Here is a 15933-nt window from a genome sequence, read left to right as displayed (position 1 = left end):
CTTTCTCCTTGAAATTTTATTTTAGTTTTTTATATCAATATTATCTTTTATTATATTTTCTTCGTTATTATCTATATCTTCTATTCTATTGTTTTCACTCTTTAAGTTCTCTAATATATCATTATCTTTATCTTTGATTTTATGTTTCTTTCTTATTACATATATACCTATAATTCCGGCAAGTATCAAACCGAGACTGACAAACTGGGCTATCCTAAGCCCTAAAAACATTAAAGAGTCCGTTCTGAGCCCCTCAATAAAAAATCTTCCTATGGAATAATATATAAAATATGAACAAATAAGCTCTCCATCGAACTTCTTAAATTTCTTATCTATTATGAAATAAAGAAGGAAAAATCCGATCAAGTCCCAAATGGACTCGTAGAGAAATGTAGGATGAACCATTATGGAGCCGAGTGTCGGATCTATTACATTTATAGCCCATGGCACATTCGTAATGCTTCCGTGAGCTTCCATGTTGAAGTAATTTCCCCATCTGCCCACAGCCTGTGCTAAAAGTATACAGGGAGCCGCGACATCAAGCATTTTTAAAAAATCGAGTTTGTGATGTCTGCATACCAAATATACCCCGAGGAATGCTCCTATAAGCCCACCGTGTATGGCAAGTCCTCCGTTCCAAGTCCTGTATATCATATTGAGATGTTCACTGTAGTATTCCCATTCGAACGCTACATAATAAAGTCTCGCACATATTATTCCCAGAGGCAGGCATACGATTATAAAATCATAGAGTATATCGGGATCTATCCCAAGCTTTTTAAGTCTTTTTGCTATAAAGAACAGTGCAAGAAGTATTCCCGTTAAAATACATATTGCATACCATCTTACTTCTATGGAGCCTATAGTAAAAGCTATAGGATTTGGTGTCATTAACATAATTTTCCTCCTCGGTAAATTAAAAGAATTATACCATATATTGTATTTAGAATAAATAATTTTATCAATATATTATTCCCTTTTTTGACCAAATATTATATAATAAAATTTAGTTTTAAGATAGGGAGATAAAAAATGTCTATACCATTTACACATTTACATGTACATACAGAATATTCATTACTGGACGGATTTTGTAAAATAAAAGAACTGCCTAAGCTCGTAAAAGATATGGGCATGGACAGCATTGCCATAACCGACCATGGAAATATGTTTGGTGTTATAGAATTTTACAGAGCATGCAGAAAGGAAGGTATAAAACCTGTCCTTGGATGTGAAATATATATGACCATGGGAGACAGAAAAGGCAGAGATCCGATGAATGACAAGCAAAGCTTCCACTTTATACTGTTTGCGGAAAATGAAATCGGATATAAAAACCTTATGAAAGTCGTATCCATAGCTTATACCGAAGGATTTTACTATAAACCCAGAGCCGACTTCGATTTACTTGAAAAATACTCGGAAGGGATCATTGCGACCAGTGCCTGTATCGGGGGTATAATCCCGAGAAAGATAAACAGCGGAGAAATAGAAGAAGCAAAGAAATATCTTGAAAGATTTATCAATATATACGGGAAAGATAACTTTTTCCTTGAGATACAAGACCATGGACTTGAAGAAGAAAAAACCGCAAACGAAGAATTGATAAAAATGGCAAAGGAATACGGAGTGGGACTCATTGCTACAAACGACTCCCATTATTTAAGGAAATCCGATTCCGAAGCTCATGACGTCCTTCTTTGCGTACAGACTGCAAGTAACTTAAGCGATGAAAACAGGATGCGTTTCCCCAACGATGAGTTTTATATAAAAACTCCCGAGGAAATGAGCGACCTTTTTAAATATTGTCCCGAAGCTATAGAAAATACACATAAGATTGCCGAAAGATGTAATGTGGAGATAGAATTCGGACATTATCATTTGCCTGTATTTCCTCTTCCTGAAGGAATGACTTCTCAGCAGTATCTTAAAAAGCTTTGTATGGACGGCTTATATAAGAAATATGATAATGTTACAAAAGAATTAACGGAAAGACTTGAATATGAACTCGGCGTAATAAACGATATGGGCTTTAATGATTATTTCCTTATCGTTTGGGATTTCATCAATTATTCAAGGACTCACGATATCCCCGTAGGTCCGGGAAGAGGAAGTGCTGCGGGAAGTATAGTAAGTTATACGCTGGATATAACTCAAATCGACCCGATCAAATATGCACTTATCTTTGAAAGGTTCCTAAATAACGAAAGAGTATCTATGCCCGATATCGATATCGACTTCTGCTACGAAAAAAGGCATGAAGCAATAGAATACGTTATCGAAAAATACGGATTTGACAACGTTAGTCAGATAGTTACATTCGGAACGCTAAAACCGAAAGCGGCGGTTAAAGATATAGCAAGAAGTATGGGCATAAGTTTCGACCAATCCAATAAAATTGCTAAGTTAATCCCCGACGAAGCAAAGATAACGATAGAAAAAGCCATTGCAATGAACCCGGAACTTCATCAGATGTACGACGAAGACCCTACGATAAAGAAACTTCTCGATACCGCTAAAGCGGTGGAAGGTATGCCAAGGCATTCATCTACTCATGCGGCGGGAGTTATCATCTCCGACAGAGCCGTTAGTGACTATGTACCGTTATACTTGAATAAAGACAGTATAGCCGCACAGTTCAACATGACCACGGTAGAAGAACTCGGGCTTCTTAAAATGGACTTTTTGGGTCTTAAGAACTTGACCGTAATCAAACATACTTTGGATAATATAAAACTCTCAAAGGGCATTGATGTAGATATAGATAATATAAGCCTTACTGATCAGAATGTTTTCGACACTATAAGCAGAGGCGATACCATAGGTGTATTCCAGCTTGCAAGCCCCGGAATGCAGAGTTTCATGCAGAGACTTAAACCGAATACATTTGAAGATATCATAGCGGGTATCTCACTTTATCGTCCGGGCCCTATGGACATGATACCTACCTATATAGATAACAAACATAACCCTGCTAATATAAGCTATCTTCACCCTTCACTGGAACCTATCCTTAACGTAACCTACGGTATCATCATTTACCAGGAACAGGTTATGCAGATAGTTAGGGACTTGGCAGGCTATTCAATGGGACGTAGTGACCTTATCAGAAGAGCCATGGGTAAGAAAAAACATGAAGTTATCGCAAAAGAAAGAGAAATCTTTCTCCACGGTAACGAAGAAGCCTTTAATAAAGGTGAAGACAAGGAAAAAGTTCACGGCTGTGTAGCGATAGGTATAGATGAAAAGACGGGTAATGAAATCTATGACTTGATGGAAAAATTTGCGTCATATGGTTTTAATAAATCTCATGCGGCGGCATACGGAGTTATCTCATATCAGACCGCATATTTAAAGACTTATTATCCCGCTGAATTCATGGCTGCCCTTATAACCGTTTATATAGGTTCAGACGACAGGATGTTATACATGAACCATTTAAAGGAAAAAGGTATCAAACTCCTTCCTCCCGATGTAAACAAGAGTTATTCTCGTTTTACCGTTGATAACGGGAGCGTAAGATTTGGTTTACTGGCATTAAAAGGACTCGGAGAATCAGCCATTGAAGAAATAATCCAGGCAAGAGAAGAAAAAGGAGATTTTACTTCATTCCCTGATTTTGTAAATAAAATAGAATTCAATTCCTTAAATAAAAAAGGAGTTGAAAGCTTGATTTTATCGGGAGCCTTTGACAGCCTAGGAAACAACAGAAGAGAGCTTTACTGTGTATATGAAGACTTCTTAAACGATACTTTAAGACAGCGTAAACAAAATATTGCGGGACAGACTACTCTTCTTGAAATGCTTTCACAGGAGGAAAACGAACAAATCGAAATGACTATACCTACTATGGCGGAATTCGAAACAAAAGAAAAGCTTAAATTCGAAAAAGAGGTAATGGGAATGTACATAAGCGGACATCCCCTTGCGGAACACGAAGAAGACCTCAATAAATATACGAGCATGCAGCTATATGAAGTATATGACAGGTATGGCAATAAAAATTCCGAAGAAGAGGAAGAAGCGGAACCTCAGCCCCCTGTAAACAATAAATATAATAAGTTCAATAAAAACAAGAGAGAACTTATCACGATTGGCGGACTTGTAACTTATGTAAAAGTGATTTATACAAAAAAAGACAATAAGCAAATGGCTTTTATGACAGTTGAAGATTTGACTTCGGATATGGAAATAGTCGTATTCCCGAGGACATTCGAGGAATATAAGGACATATTGAAAGAAGACAATAAGCTAATAATAAAAGGTCAGGTAAGCGTCAAAGAAGAAGACGAGGAAAAAAGCGTATCCATAATCGCAGATAAGATATGGGATATGGAAGACAAAAGGAGCAGACCGCCTGCAATAAGGAAAAAAGACGTTATTCAGCCAAGGATAAAAAAAGTACAGGAAAAAGCTGTATCTCCCGAAATAAAGAAAGCAAATTCAAAGAAAATAATCGGCAATTCTCTTACATTGGTACTAAACAGGATAAATGAAAGAACGATGAGCGATATCAGAAAACTTTTCGTCAAATACAAAGGAGATAAAAAAGTCGTACTTTTCTCCCCTGTTTCAAAGAAATCCTATGTTGCGGACAAGAGTATGTGGGTACAGCTTGAAATAGGGCTTATAGATGAGCTTGCGGAGCTTATAGGAAAGAATAATATTATTATTAAATAATTAACATAGCAGGGGCTCCGCCCCTTTAACCCTTTTGTAGGGCTCTGCCCTACTACCCGCCAATATTTTTCCAAAGATAAAAATATTGGATAAAAATCTTTCACTCAATTGCCGTGAAGGCTCTTAACGCGGTCGGATTTTCTAAAAATCTCTACCCGAGATTTTTGAAACGACCGCTACCCCAACCTAATAATAAATAAAAAAGCATTCATAAACTTACGAGTGCTTTTTTATTATTTATTTATATATCTATATAAAACAACAGACCGCATATGCGGTCTGTTTAATAAGTATTAAATTAGTCTTTAATTATTTCAAGCATGTCGCCGTTTTTACATCCTGCGGCATTTCCTTCTTCCAAGTCTATATGCATTTCAAGTCCGCATCTTTCGTTGGATCTTATAAGTACATTTTCAAATATAAGTCCTCTTTCTCCCGGAACTCTGACTTTAACGATATCACCGTCTTTAACTCCGTATTCTTTTGCCTGAGAAATAGTCATATGAATATGTCTGCTTGCTACTATAACACCTTTATCTATTTCTACTTCACCTTTAGGTCCTCTTAAGATACATCCGGGTGTTCCGTCCAAATCCCAAGAATCTCTGATAACTTTAGGTACACCAAGCTTAAAAGTATCACTTGCCAAAATTTCGATTTGAGCATGTGGTCTTGCCGGACCTAAAACCCTCATTTTTATTGTACCTTTTGGTCCTACTACATCGACAAATTCTTCCGCAGCAAATTGTCCCGGTTGTGAAATAGGTTTTTTGATCTTTAATTCGTAGCCTTCACCAAATAATGCATCAATATCTTTTCTGCTAAGATGCACGTGTTTATTTGAAAGCCCTACAGGTACTCTAGTTTTCATCTATTTAAATTCTCCTTCAATAATTAAATTAATATGTTTACCACGATTATTTTAACACAAATCATATAATTTGTATACAATTTTTAGAAAGTTATACTCTTTTTCTTATCAGCTCAAACTCGCTGAGTTCGGTGCCGTCGGTTTGAATAAATAACCTTTCTTTAGGGTGCGGAGTACTTTCGACTTCTTCTCCTTTTTCGTTAAACATTTTTTTGATTTTAAAGGTGATACTTTTTTCTCTCGGTCTAACAAGTTCCAATTCGTCGGATACAAAGAATTTATTTCTCTGCTCTATTTCGTACATACCTTTTTCTTTATTATATCCGATTACCTGAGCTACAAAATCGTAATTTCTGGTATAAGAACTTGTTCCATAGTTTTGAGTGGACGAATCGGCATTACCAAAGAAAAACCCTTCGGTATATTGTCTGTGACTTACTTTTGTAAGTTCTTCAAATAAGCTTTCATCTATTTTATAATTTTCCTTGTCTCTTTCATATGCATCAATAGCATTTCTGTATGCATTAACAACGGTAGAAACGTAGAATATGCTCTTCATCCTGCCTTCAATCTTAAAACTGTCTACTCCCGCTTCCATAAGCTCGTGAATATGATTTATAAGGCATAGGTCTTTTGAGTTAAAGATAAAACTGCCTTCTTTATGCTCTTCTATAGGGAAGTATTCTCCTTCTCTCGTACTCTCCATAAGAGAATATTTCCACCTGCAAGGCTGTGCACAGTCTCCCCTGTTTGCATCTCTGCCTGTAAGGTAATTACTTAGTAAACACCTTCCGGAATAAGAAATACACATAGCTCCGTGAACGAACGTTTCTATTTCCATTCCCTCGGGTTTATTTTCACATATCCCTTTGATATCCTCAAAAGAAAGTTCTCTGGCAAGGACTATCCTGTTTACTCCGTTACGTTTCCAAAATTCAACGCTTTTATAATTCGTTGTGCTGGACTGTGTGGAAAGAGATATCTTCATATCAGGAAGAGTATCTCTTACGGTCATGATAATACCGGGGTCGGCGGCTATTATCCCGTCAACTCCGGCATTATCTAAGTCTTTTACATACTTTGCAAGCTCGCTAAAATCATTATTCCTTCCGGAAATATTGATAGTAACATAAACTTTCCCATTTTTGCTGTGAGCAAAATCGGCTCCTTCTCGTATTTCATCTATAGTAAAGTTTCCCGCATTCGCTCTCATGGAAAACTTTTTACCTCCAAGGTAACAAGCGTCCGCACCGTAAGTAAACGCATATTTTAACTTTTCCAAATCTCCGGCAGGAGCAAGTAATTCACTCATTTTATATATTCCTTTTCTTTTATAAATCTATTTTTCTTGTCCATCCGAACTTATCTTCTATTTTACCCCATTGGATACCTGTTAAAGTGTCATATAGTTTTTGAGTAAGTTCGCCTGTTTTAAAACCATTGATTTCTACGGCTTCGCCTTTATAGCATAGCTCTCCGATAGGAGATATTACCGCTGCGGTACCGGTACCGAATGCTTCGGTCAATTTTCCGCTTCTTGCCGCATCCATAAGTTCGTCTATACTTAAATCTCTTTCTTCTACTTCCATTCCCCAGTCTTTTAGTATATGGATTATGGAATCTCTCGTAACTCCCGGAAGTACGGAACCGTCAAGAGCCGCCGTAACGACTTTTCCGTCGATAACGAACATTGCATTCATCGTACCTACTTCTTCAACGTATTTTCTGTGTACACCGTCTAACCAAAGTACTTGAGTATATCCGTTTTCTTCCGCTTTTACCTGAGCTGCGATACTTGCCGCATAATTACCGCCGCATTTTGTAAATCCCGTACCGCCTTTTACTGCTCTTACATATTCATCTTCAACCCAAATCTTAACAGGGTTTACTCCTTCGGGATAATAAGCTCCTACAGGAGATAAGATGATTATAAATTTATATGTCTTTGCTGGATGAACTCCTACACTGCTCTCTGAAGCAAATACAAAAGGTCTGATGTATAATGATGTTTCTTCTTTTGCAGGTACCCAGTCTTTTTCGCATTTAACGAGTTTTTCAACCGCTTCCACGAACATATCTTCAGGCACTCCCGGCATACATATACGCTTATTTGAGTTAATCATACGTTTTGCATTCATTTCAGGTCTGAATAATAAGATTTCACCTTTTTCGTTTCTGTAAGCTTTAAGTCCTTCAAAAGTTTCCTGTGCATAGTGAAGAACCATCATTGCGGGATCTATGGATAAAGGTCCGTAAGGAACTATTCTTGCGTCATGCCATCCTTTCCCTTCGGTATAATCCATTATAAACATATGGTCGGTAAAATAATTACCGAACCCTAAATTATTTTCATCCGGTTTTTCTTTTCTTTTTTCTACTAATTCATATTTTATATCCATTTTGGTCGTCTCCTTATTATTTTGTTTTATATTTGAAAGTCTCAAACGACTTATTGTCTTTTGGTACTTTTAGAGCACCTGTAGCAATATCTTTTTTACACTCTTCCAATTCTAATGTTACACTGTCGCCTTCTTTATAGAAATTTGGATTCAATTTCAAATTAACTACTGAATCACCCACACCTAAATTATTTACATTTTTATTGAATGATTCGAATATAACCGAATCACATATAGACATAGCGGCATTTTTATAATTTTATAAATTTCACCAAGCTTTATTTCATTATCGGATTTATTATAAAGGTCGGAATCTATTACTTTAAGACCTTTTTCTCTTATAACGTTATCGACCCCTATAGCTCCCGCACCGCAAACCGTAAAGAAAACATCAGCTTTCTTTGAAACGAGTTCCTCGGCTATCTTACTTCCTGCCTGTGCGTCGATATAGGAATTTGTAAATGCCTTTTCAACTTTTACATTTGCATTTGCAGCTTTTGCACCGCTCATAAATCCATATTCATAGTCTTGGTTTTTATTTTCATAAGCACCTATATATCCCAAAACATTGGTCTTTGTAGACTTAGCGGCCAAATAACCCGAGAGGAAAGCCCCTTCTTCATTTTTGAAGGTAATGCTCATTGAGTTGTTCGTTTCATCTCCGTACCCTATAAATCCAAGATTACTTGTCGGGTAATCGCTATGGACTGCGAGAAGGGATGAACATACCGCCGGCGAATTGGCAAGGACCAAATCATATTTTGTGGATGATAATAATCCGTTAGCAACTGTTTCATAATTCTCAGAAGATTTAGGTACTTTTATATCGAAAGAGAAATCATAATTTTTAAATGATTCATTTACACCATCGATGATTTCTTTATTCTTAACATCTTCTTCTCCGTATGTATCCGAAATATATGCTATTTTAAATTTTTTATTGTTGGGATCGGTACTATCTGCTTTACTCGTGCACCCGACGACTGTCAGGAGAAAAAAGAAAGCTATTAATATACTGAATATCTTCTTCATATCAAACCTCATAAATTTTATACCTCTATACTGTATAATATATTTATTTTATGCTTTTTTCATGTTTTTTTCAAGTTTTTTGTAAAGAAAAAAGCGCTAAAAGTAATTTAACGCTTTTAAGTATTCATATAACTATAATCTAAATCAATTCATCTATATATTCTTCGGCACCTGTTGCGCATATAGCGCCGTCAGAAGCCGCTGTAACGACTTGTCTTAAATTCTTCTGTCTTACATCTCCGGCAACGAAAAGTCCTTTTACCGACGTTTGAAGAGCGTTATCGGTTACTATATAACCTTTTTCATCAACTTCGACCAAGTTTTTAACAAGAGTACTGTTCGGATTATGACCTACGAACATGAAAACGCCGTCTGTCTTATAATCATATACTTCCCCTGTCTTCTTGTTTTTGACTTTTATTCCCGTCACCATACCGTTTTCACCGAGGATTTCCACCGGTTCATGACTTAGTAAGAAATGTACTTTATCATTGGCTCTGGCTTTCTTTTCCCAGCTCTTTCCGCCTCTGAACTGGTCACGCCTATGAATGATAGTTACTTTTTTTGCAAATTTGGTTAAGTATATCGCTTCTTTCAAAGCGGTATCACCGCCTCCTACCACACACACTTCAAAGCCCGTAAAGAAACCGGCGTCACAAGTGGCACAGTAAGATACTCCCATCCCCCTGAATTCTCTCTCTCCTTTTATACCAAGTTCTTTAGGTGTAGAACCTGAGGCGATAATACAAGTTTTTCCTATATATTCTTCTTTGCTGCCTTTAACATAAAACATCCCGTCGTCTTTTTTCTCAACACTTATTACTTCGTCACTTACTATATTCGCTCCGAAACTAAGGCATTGTTCTTTCATTTTTTCTACGAGTTCCGGTCCCGTAACTTCACTGGCTCCGGGATAATTTTCGATTTCGGTTGTAGTGGTAATCTGTCCGCCTACGACTGCCTTTTCGATGATCAAAGTATTTAGTGTAGACCTTGATGCATAAAGCCCTGCGCTTAAACCTGCGGGACCCGCACCGATAATAATTACATCATAATTCATTTTTTACCTCCTATGGAAGCATGTCAAATTGTCTGCGTGATAATAATTCCACGTATTCCTTTACAAAACCTCCGATATGTGCACTGTAATCGCCGATTCTTTCCAAATCGGCTACTATATCAAAGTATACAACACCGGCTTCGGGAGTGCAAGACTTTCTGTTAAGTCTGTCTATGTGTGCTTTTCTGAGTTCATCTTCTTTTTTATCTATTTCTTCTTCCATAAGGTCCGTTTTAACGGCCTTTGTTAAATCTTTTTCTTTAAATGCGTCTATAGCAAGTCTTAAATTCTTTCTTACCATTTCATACATTTCACTTAACTCTCTCGTTGCATTTTCACTGAAGACCACGCCGTCGTCTCTTTTATTCTGCGCAATTCTCACCATACTCATACAGTAATCACCTATCCTTTCGATATCGTGTATTACCTGATGAAGATGGACGGTAAAATCCGCACTTTGAATGCTTGCGTCCAAAGCGGAAATCTTTATAACGAATTCTGCGATTCCCGTTTCGTACTTATTGATTAGATTTTCCAAAAGCTCGACCTCTTCGATATTTTCAAATTCATTGTTTATGCATGCATTCGAGGCGAGATTTACCGATTTATAAGCGATTTCCGACATTGTTTCGACTTCGTTTAACGCTTCCGAAACAGCAAATGCGGGATTTTCCAACAAAATATCATTCAATTTGAGTGTAAAATCGCTTTCCTCGTCTTTTTTTTTCACCGGCAGAACTTTCTCTATAAACTTAATAATAGGTTTACTTAAGAATAATAACAACGATGCGTTGATTACGTTGAACATAGTATGGAAGTTTGCGATCTGCTGAGTAGGATCACTTCCCGATATTGATAATATAAAATTAAAAACAAAACTATGCCCGTCTTTAGCAAACGCTCCTGTTAAGAATAATAAAGACATCATCCATATTACCCCAACTGTTTTGGTAATAAGATGAAATACCGCCGCCTGTTTAGCCTCTCTTTCAACACCTATCATTGCTATCATAGCCGTTGCACATGTTCCGATATTCATACCTAAAACTATAGGAACGACCACACCAAGAGCTTCATATCCCTCAACTCCGGCAAAAGCACCGCCGATTGCGAGAGCCTGAAGCAAGCCGATAGATGCGGAAGAAGACTGTATCACTGCCGTTACAAAGACGCCTGCAAGAAGACCGAGGATCGGGTAATGTCCCAAACTTACAAGCATATTGGTAAAGAATGGATTGTCTGCAAGAGGTTTTAAAACCGTAGACATAACGCTTATGCCGAAAAATAAAATACCAAAACCCAAAATACATTCCGCAACGTGTTTTAGTTTATCCTTGTTCGCAAACATAAGTATGGCTGCACCTATACCTATGAATAAAGGTGCGTAGTCCGATAGGTTAAGAGCGATTATCTGTCCCGTTATGGTAGTACCGATATCCGCCCCCAAAATCACCCCTGCCGCCTGAGCAAGGGTCATAAGGTTTGCATTTACAAGACCTACCACAAGCACAGTCGTCGCAGAAGAACTTTGAATTATCATAGTTACTATCGTACCCAAAGCAAGTGCCTTTATAGGATTACTGGTAACCTTGTTTAGTATGTCCTTGAGTTTGTTCCCTGCAGCTTTCTTTAGCCCTTCACCCATAAGATCCATTCCGTAAAGGAATAAACCCAGGCCTCCGAAGAGCTGAATCAACATCATAATATCCATATTCTTTCCTCCCCTTTACACCAAAAAAAGGTCAGGCTTAATATAGTTTATTTCATAGATTCGAAATTATGCTGTCTAAGTGCCTCATATAATAGTACCGCTACGCTGTTCGATAAATTTAAACACCTTGCATTCTCTTTCGGTATCATGGGAATCCTAAGCCTTGTACTCGGATATTTTTGGTGAATATAATCCGGAAGCCCTTTCGTTTCGGCTCCGAACATAAAATAATCATTTTCTTCAAATTTAAAATCAGTGTAATTCTTATCTCCTTTTGTCGTGAGTAAATAAAGATTTTTTACATCATTTTTATCAAGGAAATCTTCAAAATTTTCATATACACTTATTGTTGCCTCATCCCAGTAATCTAAACCCGCTCTTTTTAAGTATTTATCCTTTATACTAAAGCCGAGTGGTTTTATAAGATGAAGTTTTGTATCTGTTACTGCACAAGTTCTTACAATGTTTCCGGTATTCTGCGGAATTTCAGGATTAAATAAAACAATATTAAACATTTTTCTGCTCCGTTTCTTATTTTTCCTAAATAAAATATAAGAACCGAGATAAATATAACACATATTACATTTGCTTTTCTTATATTTTACTTATTGTTTATTTTGATTTTACATAAATTTTACATTACTTTACAATATTATACAAATCGATATTGTAATAAATATACTATTCTTTATTTTTTATATCTCTTATGGCAGGTAGATTATTGTACCCGAGACTCTTTGCCTTCTTTAAGTAATAATTTGTCATTTCTTTATCATTTAACATATCATAGGCTATAGCCATATTCCCGTAGGCATTTGCATACTCAGGGTAAATATCTACGGCTTTTTTTAAATATGCAATAGCTTTTTTAGGTTGATTTTTCTTTATATATATTGAACCTAGACTTTCATATGCTTTTTCGTTTTTATCATTTACCTTAGTTACCTTTGAATAATATTCCTCCGCTTTATCAATATTATCGTTTATATTATATACTCTGGCTAAAGTTATCATGTATTCTTCATTCTCTGGCTCCAACTTATCGGCTTTTTCAAGCGGTTCGACTGCGGTATCAAATCTCTTTAACTGCCAGTATGAATATCCTATCATATAATACCTATTTGCTTCTTTTTCCTTTTTAAGCTTATTTTCTTCCACTTTATTTAAGGTTTCTATGGAATTATAAAAATCCTGTGCTTTGAAATATTTTTCGCCTGAAGCATATAACTCCTCGGCACTCTCTTCTCTTTGACAACCGAAAAAAGAAAATATAATAGCAATCAATGTAATAAGTAAAACTGTTTTTTTATAAAAATGTTGTTTCTTAAATGTCATCTTACTGCCTCTTTATACAAATTTTTTATATTATATCATAAAACAGGATATATAAATTTTTCGGTTACAATATTAATCATTTTTTAATTATAAAGAAGGATATATATTATATCTTTAATTTTAAATTCATAAATACTCCTATGACTAAAACCAAAATAAATAAGCATATATAATTATCATCTTACATAAATAAAATAAAAGAACGCAGTTTCCCGCGTCCTTTTGTTAAAGATAAGTTATATTGGAGGAATTATATTATATTCATTATCTGTTTATCCTTGATACTTGGGAACTATCCCGACTTCTCTCATTAAATCCAGAGAATCTATTATCATAGGTGCGTCCTGTGTTCCTATGAGTTCCGCACCTGCCATTAAGTATGCATAAGCATTTTGAGGTTTCGGAGCCTTTACTCCCGATACCTTAAGTTTCGTTTTTGTTCCTTTTAAGCAGTCCCTCATTAAAACTGTCTGTTCCATCGTAGGTCCCGCATAATGTCCCGTAGACGATTTTACATAATCAATCCCCGCTTCGACACATAGTTCACATGCGATTTTTATTTCTTCATCCGTAAGCATACAGCACTCGATTATCATCTTGGTAAGGACTCCGCCCGCAGCACTTACATAGTCTTTAAATTCCGCTTTTATGGCGTCGTATTTCTTTTCTTTCATATTCCCTACGTTCATACAGTTATCCAATACCGTAGCCCCCATTTTAACGGCTTCCTCTGCTTCGAAAGCCTTTACCGCACTCGTCTGCTGACCGAGAGGGAACCCTATCCCAGCACCGATAAGAAGATCCGTACCTTCAAGCTCTTCTTTAACTACAGGTGTCCAGTATGAAGAGGAATAACAAAAAGCTTTGCAATTATATTTTATAGCTTCCTTACATCCATTTCTTACTTGTTCTTCAGTCAAGTCCTTTGCAAGACTTGCGTAATCAAAAAGCTTTCCTACATCTTTTTTTGTCATTTTAGTGAAATCTACAGACATTTCATATCTCCTTTAAATAAGTTTTTTTAACAGCTCATTATTTATAAAGTAATCGTAGTCTATCCCGCATTCTCCGATAAATCTTGGATTATCGGGGTCTTTCTTATGATCCCCGTGAAAATCGGAACCTCCCGAAATTATCTTTACTCTGTCACTGTACTTTTCTTTTACTTCTCTTATTATATCTTCTTTTTTCATGTTTCCGTTATAACTTGTTTTATCGTAAGTATAACTTGCTTCTATACCGTCGAGTCCGTTTTCGATAAGATTATCTATGTATTCGCTTCTTGAAACAGTTTCTCCTTTTAAGCTTACTTCGTCCGCTATCAAATATGGATGAGCAAGAACGATTATACCTCCCGCTTCGTGTACTATTTTTATAATATCTGCGGGGTTCGGTTTTCGTCTTCTCACATTGAGCCTTTTATCTTTTTTTGACATTTTCTTTGCGTCCGACCAAGTCCTCGTATACCCTTTATCAGCCATAAGGTTGAATATGAGCTTCTTCTGCATTTCCTTTTCGCTTCTCTTCTGTCCGCCGTAATTAAGTACTTCTTCAAGAGTGATATCGTATCCGAGAGAATTAAGTCTGTTTAAAAACTCTTTATAGCTTTCTATCTTGCTGTCTGCGATATCTTCCATGACAGCTTTGATTTTTTCATTTTCAAAGTCACATCCGTAAGCTACCATATGTACATCATCGACATCGGTATCACATGAAAATTCACAGGCTTTAAGAAGATTGACACCTATTGATTTTGCATATTCCACACTGTCGACTTCTTTACCGTCAACCTCAACAGTATTCGGAGGTATCATATCATGGTCGGAAATGGTAAGTACGTTCATTCCTTCCCCTGCTGCAAGGTCTATAAGTTCTTTGGGAGTGCAAAGTCCGTCGGAACGAGTTGTATGACAGTGCATATCACATAAATAATTCGGTTTGAAATTATAATCACTCATCGTTTATGCTCCCCTTTCTTAGAGTAAAGAAATTTATATGCTTAAATGCAAGGGCATATATTCTCTTATATACGTAATCATCAAGTTTAAGAGGATCGTTTTCATCTCTGTTTGCCGATGAATAAGCGTACATTCCCTGACAGTAGGCTATTTTTATCGCCGTTGAAATATTTACTTTACTAGCCCTTAAATCAATAAGCTTTCCAAACATCTCATCACTCAGTCCCGTACCGCCGTGAAGAACCAGAGGGATCGGAGAAATATCATCTATTTCTTTAAACAAATCGTAATTGAGCTTAATCTCTCCTTTATATACTCCGTGAGCCGTTCCTATAGCAGGAGCGAGACAATCCACACCTGTTTCTTTTAAATACTTTTCGCAGTCTTCTCTGCTTGCATAAGCTGCGTCATCTTTATGTACCACGATATCATCTTCCACACCTACTATACTTCCGACTTCTCCTTCGAGAGATATATCTCTTCCGCTGATGTAATCCTTGACTTCAAGAGTATCTTTTATATTTTGTTCCAAAGGTGTCTTTGAACCGTCGAACATTATCGAACTCCAACCTGCGTCCATACATCTCTTCGCATATTCTTTATCCGTACAATGGTCTAAATGAACCGCCACATCTACGCTTGCATTCTCGCATATCGGTCTTAAGAATGACATAAATTCTTCTATACCAAACTGTTTTACGGTCTTTACCGAAGTTTGAAGTATTACCGGGACTTTTAAATCACAAGCCGCATCGACCACAGCCTTTGCAGTAAGATAATTTACAATATTAAATGCTCCTACGGCATAATGACCGGCTCTGGCATCTTTTAACATCTTCTTCATTGAAACATAAGCCATTTTATTAACGCCTCCTTTAAATATTATA

General features: G+C 36.6%; 14 protein-coding genes. 1 reads left to right on the top strand and 13 read right to left on the bottom strand.

Annotation, left to right across the window (positions count from 1 at the left end):
* Positions 1-21 precede the first annotated feature (21 nt).
* Complete coding sequence (gene lgt / locus ANASTE_RS01990) at positions 22-897, bottom strand: prolipoprotein diacylglyceryl transferase (RefSeq protein ID WP_007049224.1); 876 nt, start codon at positions 895-897, stop codon at positions 22-24.
* A gap of 135 nt (positions 898-1032) precedes the next feature.
* Here lgt and ANASTE_RS01985 point away from each other — a divergent pair, with 135 nt between their 5' ends.
* Positions 1033-4680 (top strand): DNA polymerase III subunit alpha, encoded by a 3648-nt coding sequence (locus ANASTE_RS01985; protein ID WP_007049223.1) that lies wholly within the window; start codon positions 1033-1035, stop codon positions 4678-4680.
* A 298-nt stretch (positions 4681-4978) separates the two neighbouring features.
* Here ANASTE_RS01985 and pduL read toward each other — a convergent pair whose 3' ends face one another.
* From pduL to ANASTE_RS12170, 12 genes are all read right to left on the bottom strand, one after another.
* On the bottom strand, positions 4979-5551 hold the full coding sequence (gene pduL, locus ANASTE_RS01980) for a phosphate propanoyltransferase (RefSeq protein WP_007049222.1): 573 nt from the start codon (positions 5549-5551) through the stop codon (positions 4979-4981).
* A gap of 91 nt (positions 5552-5642) precedes the next feature.
* Positions 5643-6863: a peptidase U32 family protein gene (locus tag ANASTE_RS01975; RefSeq protein ID WP_007049221.1), complete on the bottom strand. Its 1221-nt coding sequence runs from the start codon at positions 6861-6863 to the stop codon at positions 5643-5645.
* A 19-nt stretch (positions 6864-6882) separates the two neighbouring features.
* Positions 6883-7950, bottom strand: a complete 1068-nt coding sequence (locus tag ANASTE_RS01970) for a branched-chain amino acid aminotransferase (protein WP_039944609.1) — start codon at positions 7948-7950, stop codon at positions 6883-6885.
* 16 nt (positions 7951-7966) lie between these two features.
* Positions 7967-8131 (bottom strand): hypothetical protein, encoded by a 165-nt coding sequence (locus ANASTE_RS11870; protein WP_198004094.1) that lies wholly within the window; start codon positions 8129-8131, stop codon positions 7967-7969.
* 11 nt (positions 8132-8142) lie between these two features.
* On the bottom strand, positions 8143-8982 hold the full coding sequence (locus ANASTE_RS01960) for a BMP family ABC transporter substrate-binding protein (protein WP_039944607.1): 840 nt from the start codon (positions 8980-8982) through the stop codon (positions 8143-8145).
* 139 nt (positions 8983-9121) lie between these two features.
* Positions 9122-10042 (bottom strand): thioredoxin-disulfide reductase, encoded by a 921-nt coding sequence (trxB, locus tag ANASTE_RS01955; RefSeq protein WP_007049217.1) that lies wholly within the window; start codon positions 10040-10042, stop codon positions 9122-9124.
* A gap of 10 nt (positions 10043-10052) precedes the next feature.
* Positions 10053-11753: a Na/Pi cotransporter family protein gene (locus tag ANASTE_RS01950; RefSeq protein WP_007049216.1), complete on the bottom strand. Its 1701-nt coding sequence runs from the start codon at positions 11751-11753 to the stop codon at positions 10053-10055.
* A gap of 47 nt (positions 11754-11800) precedes the next feature.
* On the bottom strand, positions 11801-12268 hold the full coding sequence (trmL, locus tag ANASTE_RS01945; RefSeq protein WP_007049215.1) for a tRNA (uridine(34)/cytosine(34)/5-carboxymethylaminomethyluridine(34)-2'-O)-methyltransferase TrmL: 468 nt from the start codon (positions 12266-12268) through the stop codon (positions 11801-11803).
* 166 nt (positions 12269-12434) lie between these two features.
* The gene (locus tag ANASTE_RS01940) at positions 12435-13088 is read right to left on the bottom strand and encodes a tetratricopeptide repeat protein (protein WP_007049214.1); all 654 of its coding nucleotides are present in this window, start codon (positions 13086-13088) and stop codon (positions 12435-12437) included.
* Between the two features lie 272 nt (positions 13089-13360).
* Positions 13361-14083, bottom strand: coding sequence for a deoxyribose-phosphate aldolase (gene deoC, locus ANASTE_RS01935; protein WP_007049213.1), 723 nt, complete (start codon positions 14081-14083; stop codon positions 13361-13363).
* A 12-nt stretch (positions 14084-14095) separates the two neighbouring features.
* Positions 14096-15046, bottom strand: coding sequence for a PHP domain-containing protein (locus tag ANASTE_RS12175; RefSeq protein ID WP_007049212.1), 951 nt, complete (start codon positions 15044-15046; stop codon positions 14096-14098).
* Entirely contained in the window at positions 15039-15905 is an 867-nt protein-coding gene (locus tag ANASTE_RS12170; RefSeq protein ID WP_007049211.1) for a class II fructose-bisphosphate aldolase, read from the bottom strand. Before ANASTE_RS12170 ends, ANASTE_RS12175 begins: the two co-directional genes overlap by 8 nt.
* Positions 15906-15933 lie beyond the last annotated feature (28 nt).

The sequence above is a fragment of the Anaerofustis stercorihominis DSM 17244 genome, from assembly GCF_000154825.1.
In the GTDB taxonomy this organism is placed as follows: Bacteria; Bacillota; Clostridia; order Eubacteriales; family Anaerofustaceae; genus Anaerofustis; species Anaerofustis stercorihominis.
This window is presented reverse-complemented; position numbering and strand designations above follow the sequence as displayed.

Bases quoted from the DNA above. Each gene is read 5' to 3' on its own strand.
- ANASTE_RS12175 (WP_007049212.1), bottom strand. From the start codon at position 15,046: ATGAGTGATTATAATTTCAAACCGAATTATTTATGTGATATGCACTGT.
- lgt (WP_007049224.1), bottom strand. From the start codon at position 897: ATGTTAATGACACCAAATCCTATAGCTTTTACTATAGGCTCCATAGAA.
- ANASTE_RS01985 (WP_007049223.1), top strand. From the start codon at position 1,033: ATGTCTATACCATTTACACATTTACATGTACATACAGAATATTCATTA.
- ANASTE_RS01975 (WP_007049221.1), bottom strand. From the start codon at position 6,863: ATGAGTGAATTACTTGCTCCTGCCGGAGATTTGGAAAAGTTAAAATAT.
- trxB (WP_007049217.1), bottom strand. From the start codon at position 10,042: ATGAATTATGATGTAATTATTATCGGTGCGGGTCCCGCAGGTTTAAGC.
- ANASTE_RS01940 (WP_007049214.1), bottom strand. From the start codon at position 13,088: ATGACATTTAAGAAACAACATTTTTATAAAAAAACAGTTTTACTTATT.
- ANASTE_RS12170 (WP_007049211.1), bottom strand. From the start codon at position 15,905: ATGGCTTATGTTTCAATGAAGAAGATGTTAAAAGATGCCAGAGCCGGT.
- ANASTE_RS01960 (WP_039944607.1), bottom strand. From the start codon at position 8,982: ATGAAGAAGATATTCAGTATATTAATAGCTTTCTTTTTTCTCCTGACA.
- deoC (WP_007049213.1), bottom strand. From the start codon at position 14,083: ATGTCTGTAGATTTCACTAAAATGACAAAAAAAGATGTAGGAAAGCTT.
- ANASTE_RS01970 (WP_039944609.1), bottom strand. From the start codon at position 7,950: ATGGATATAAAATATGAATTAGTAGAAAAAAGAAAAGAAAAACCGGAT.
- trmL (WP_007049215.1), bottom strand. From the start codon at position 12,268: ATGTTTAATATTGTTTTATTTAATCCTGAAATTCCGCAGAATACCGGA.
- ANASTE_RS01950 (WP_007049216.1), bottom strand. From the start codon at position 11,753: ATGGATATTATGATGTTGATTCAGCTCTTCGGAGGCCTGGGTTTATTC.
- pduL (WP_007049222.1), bottom strand. From the start codon at position 5,551: ATGAAAACTAGAGTACCTGTAGGGCTTTCAAATAAACACGTGCATCTT.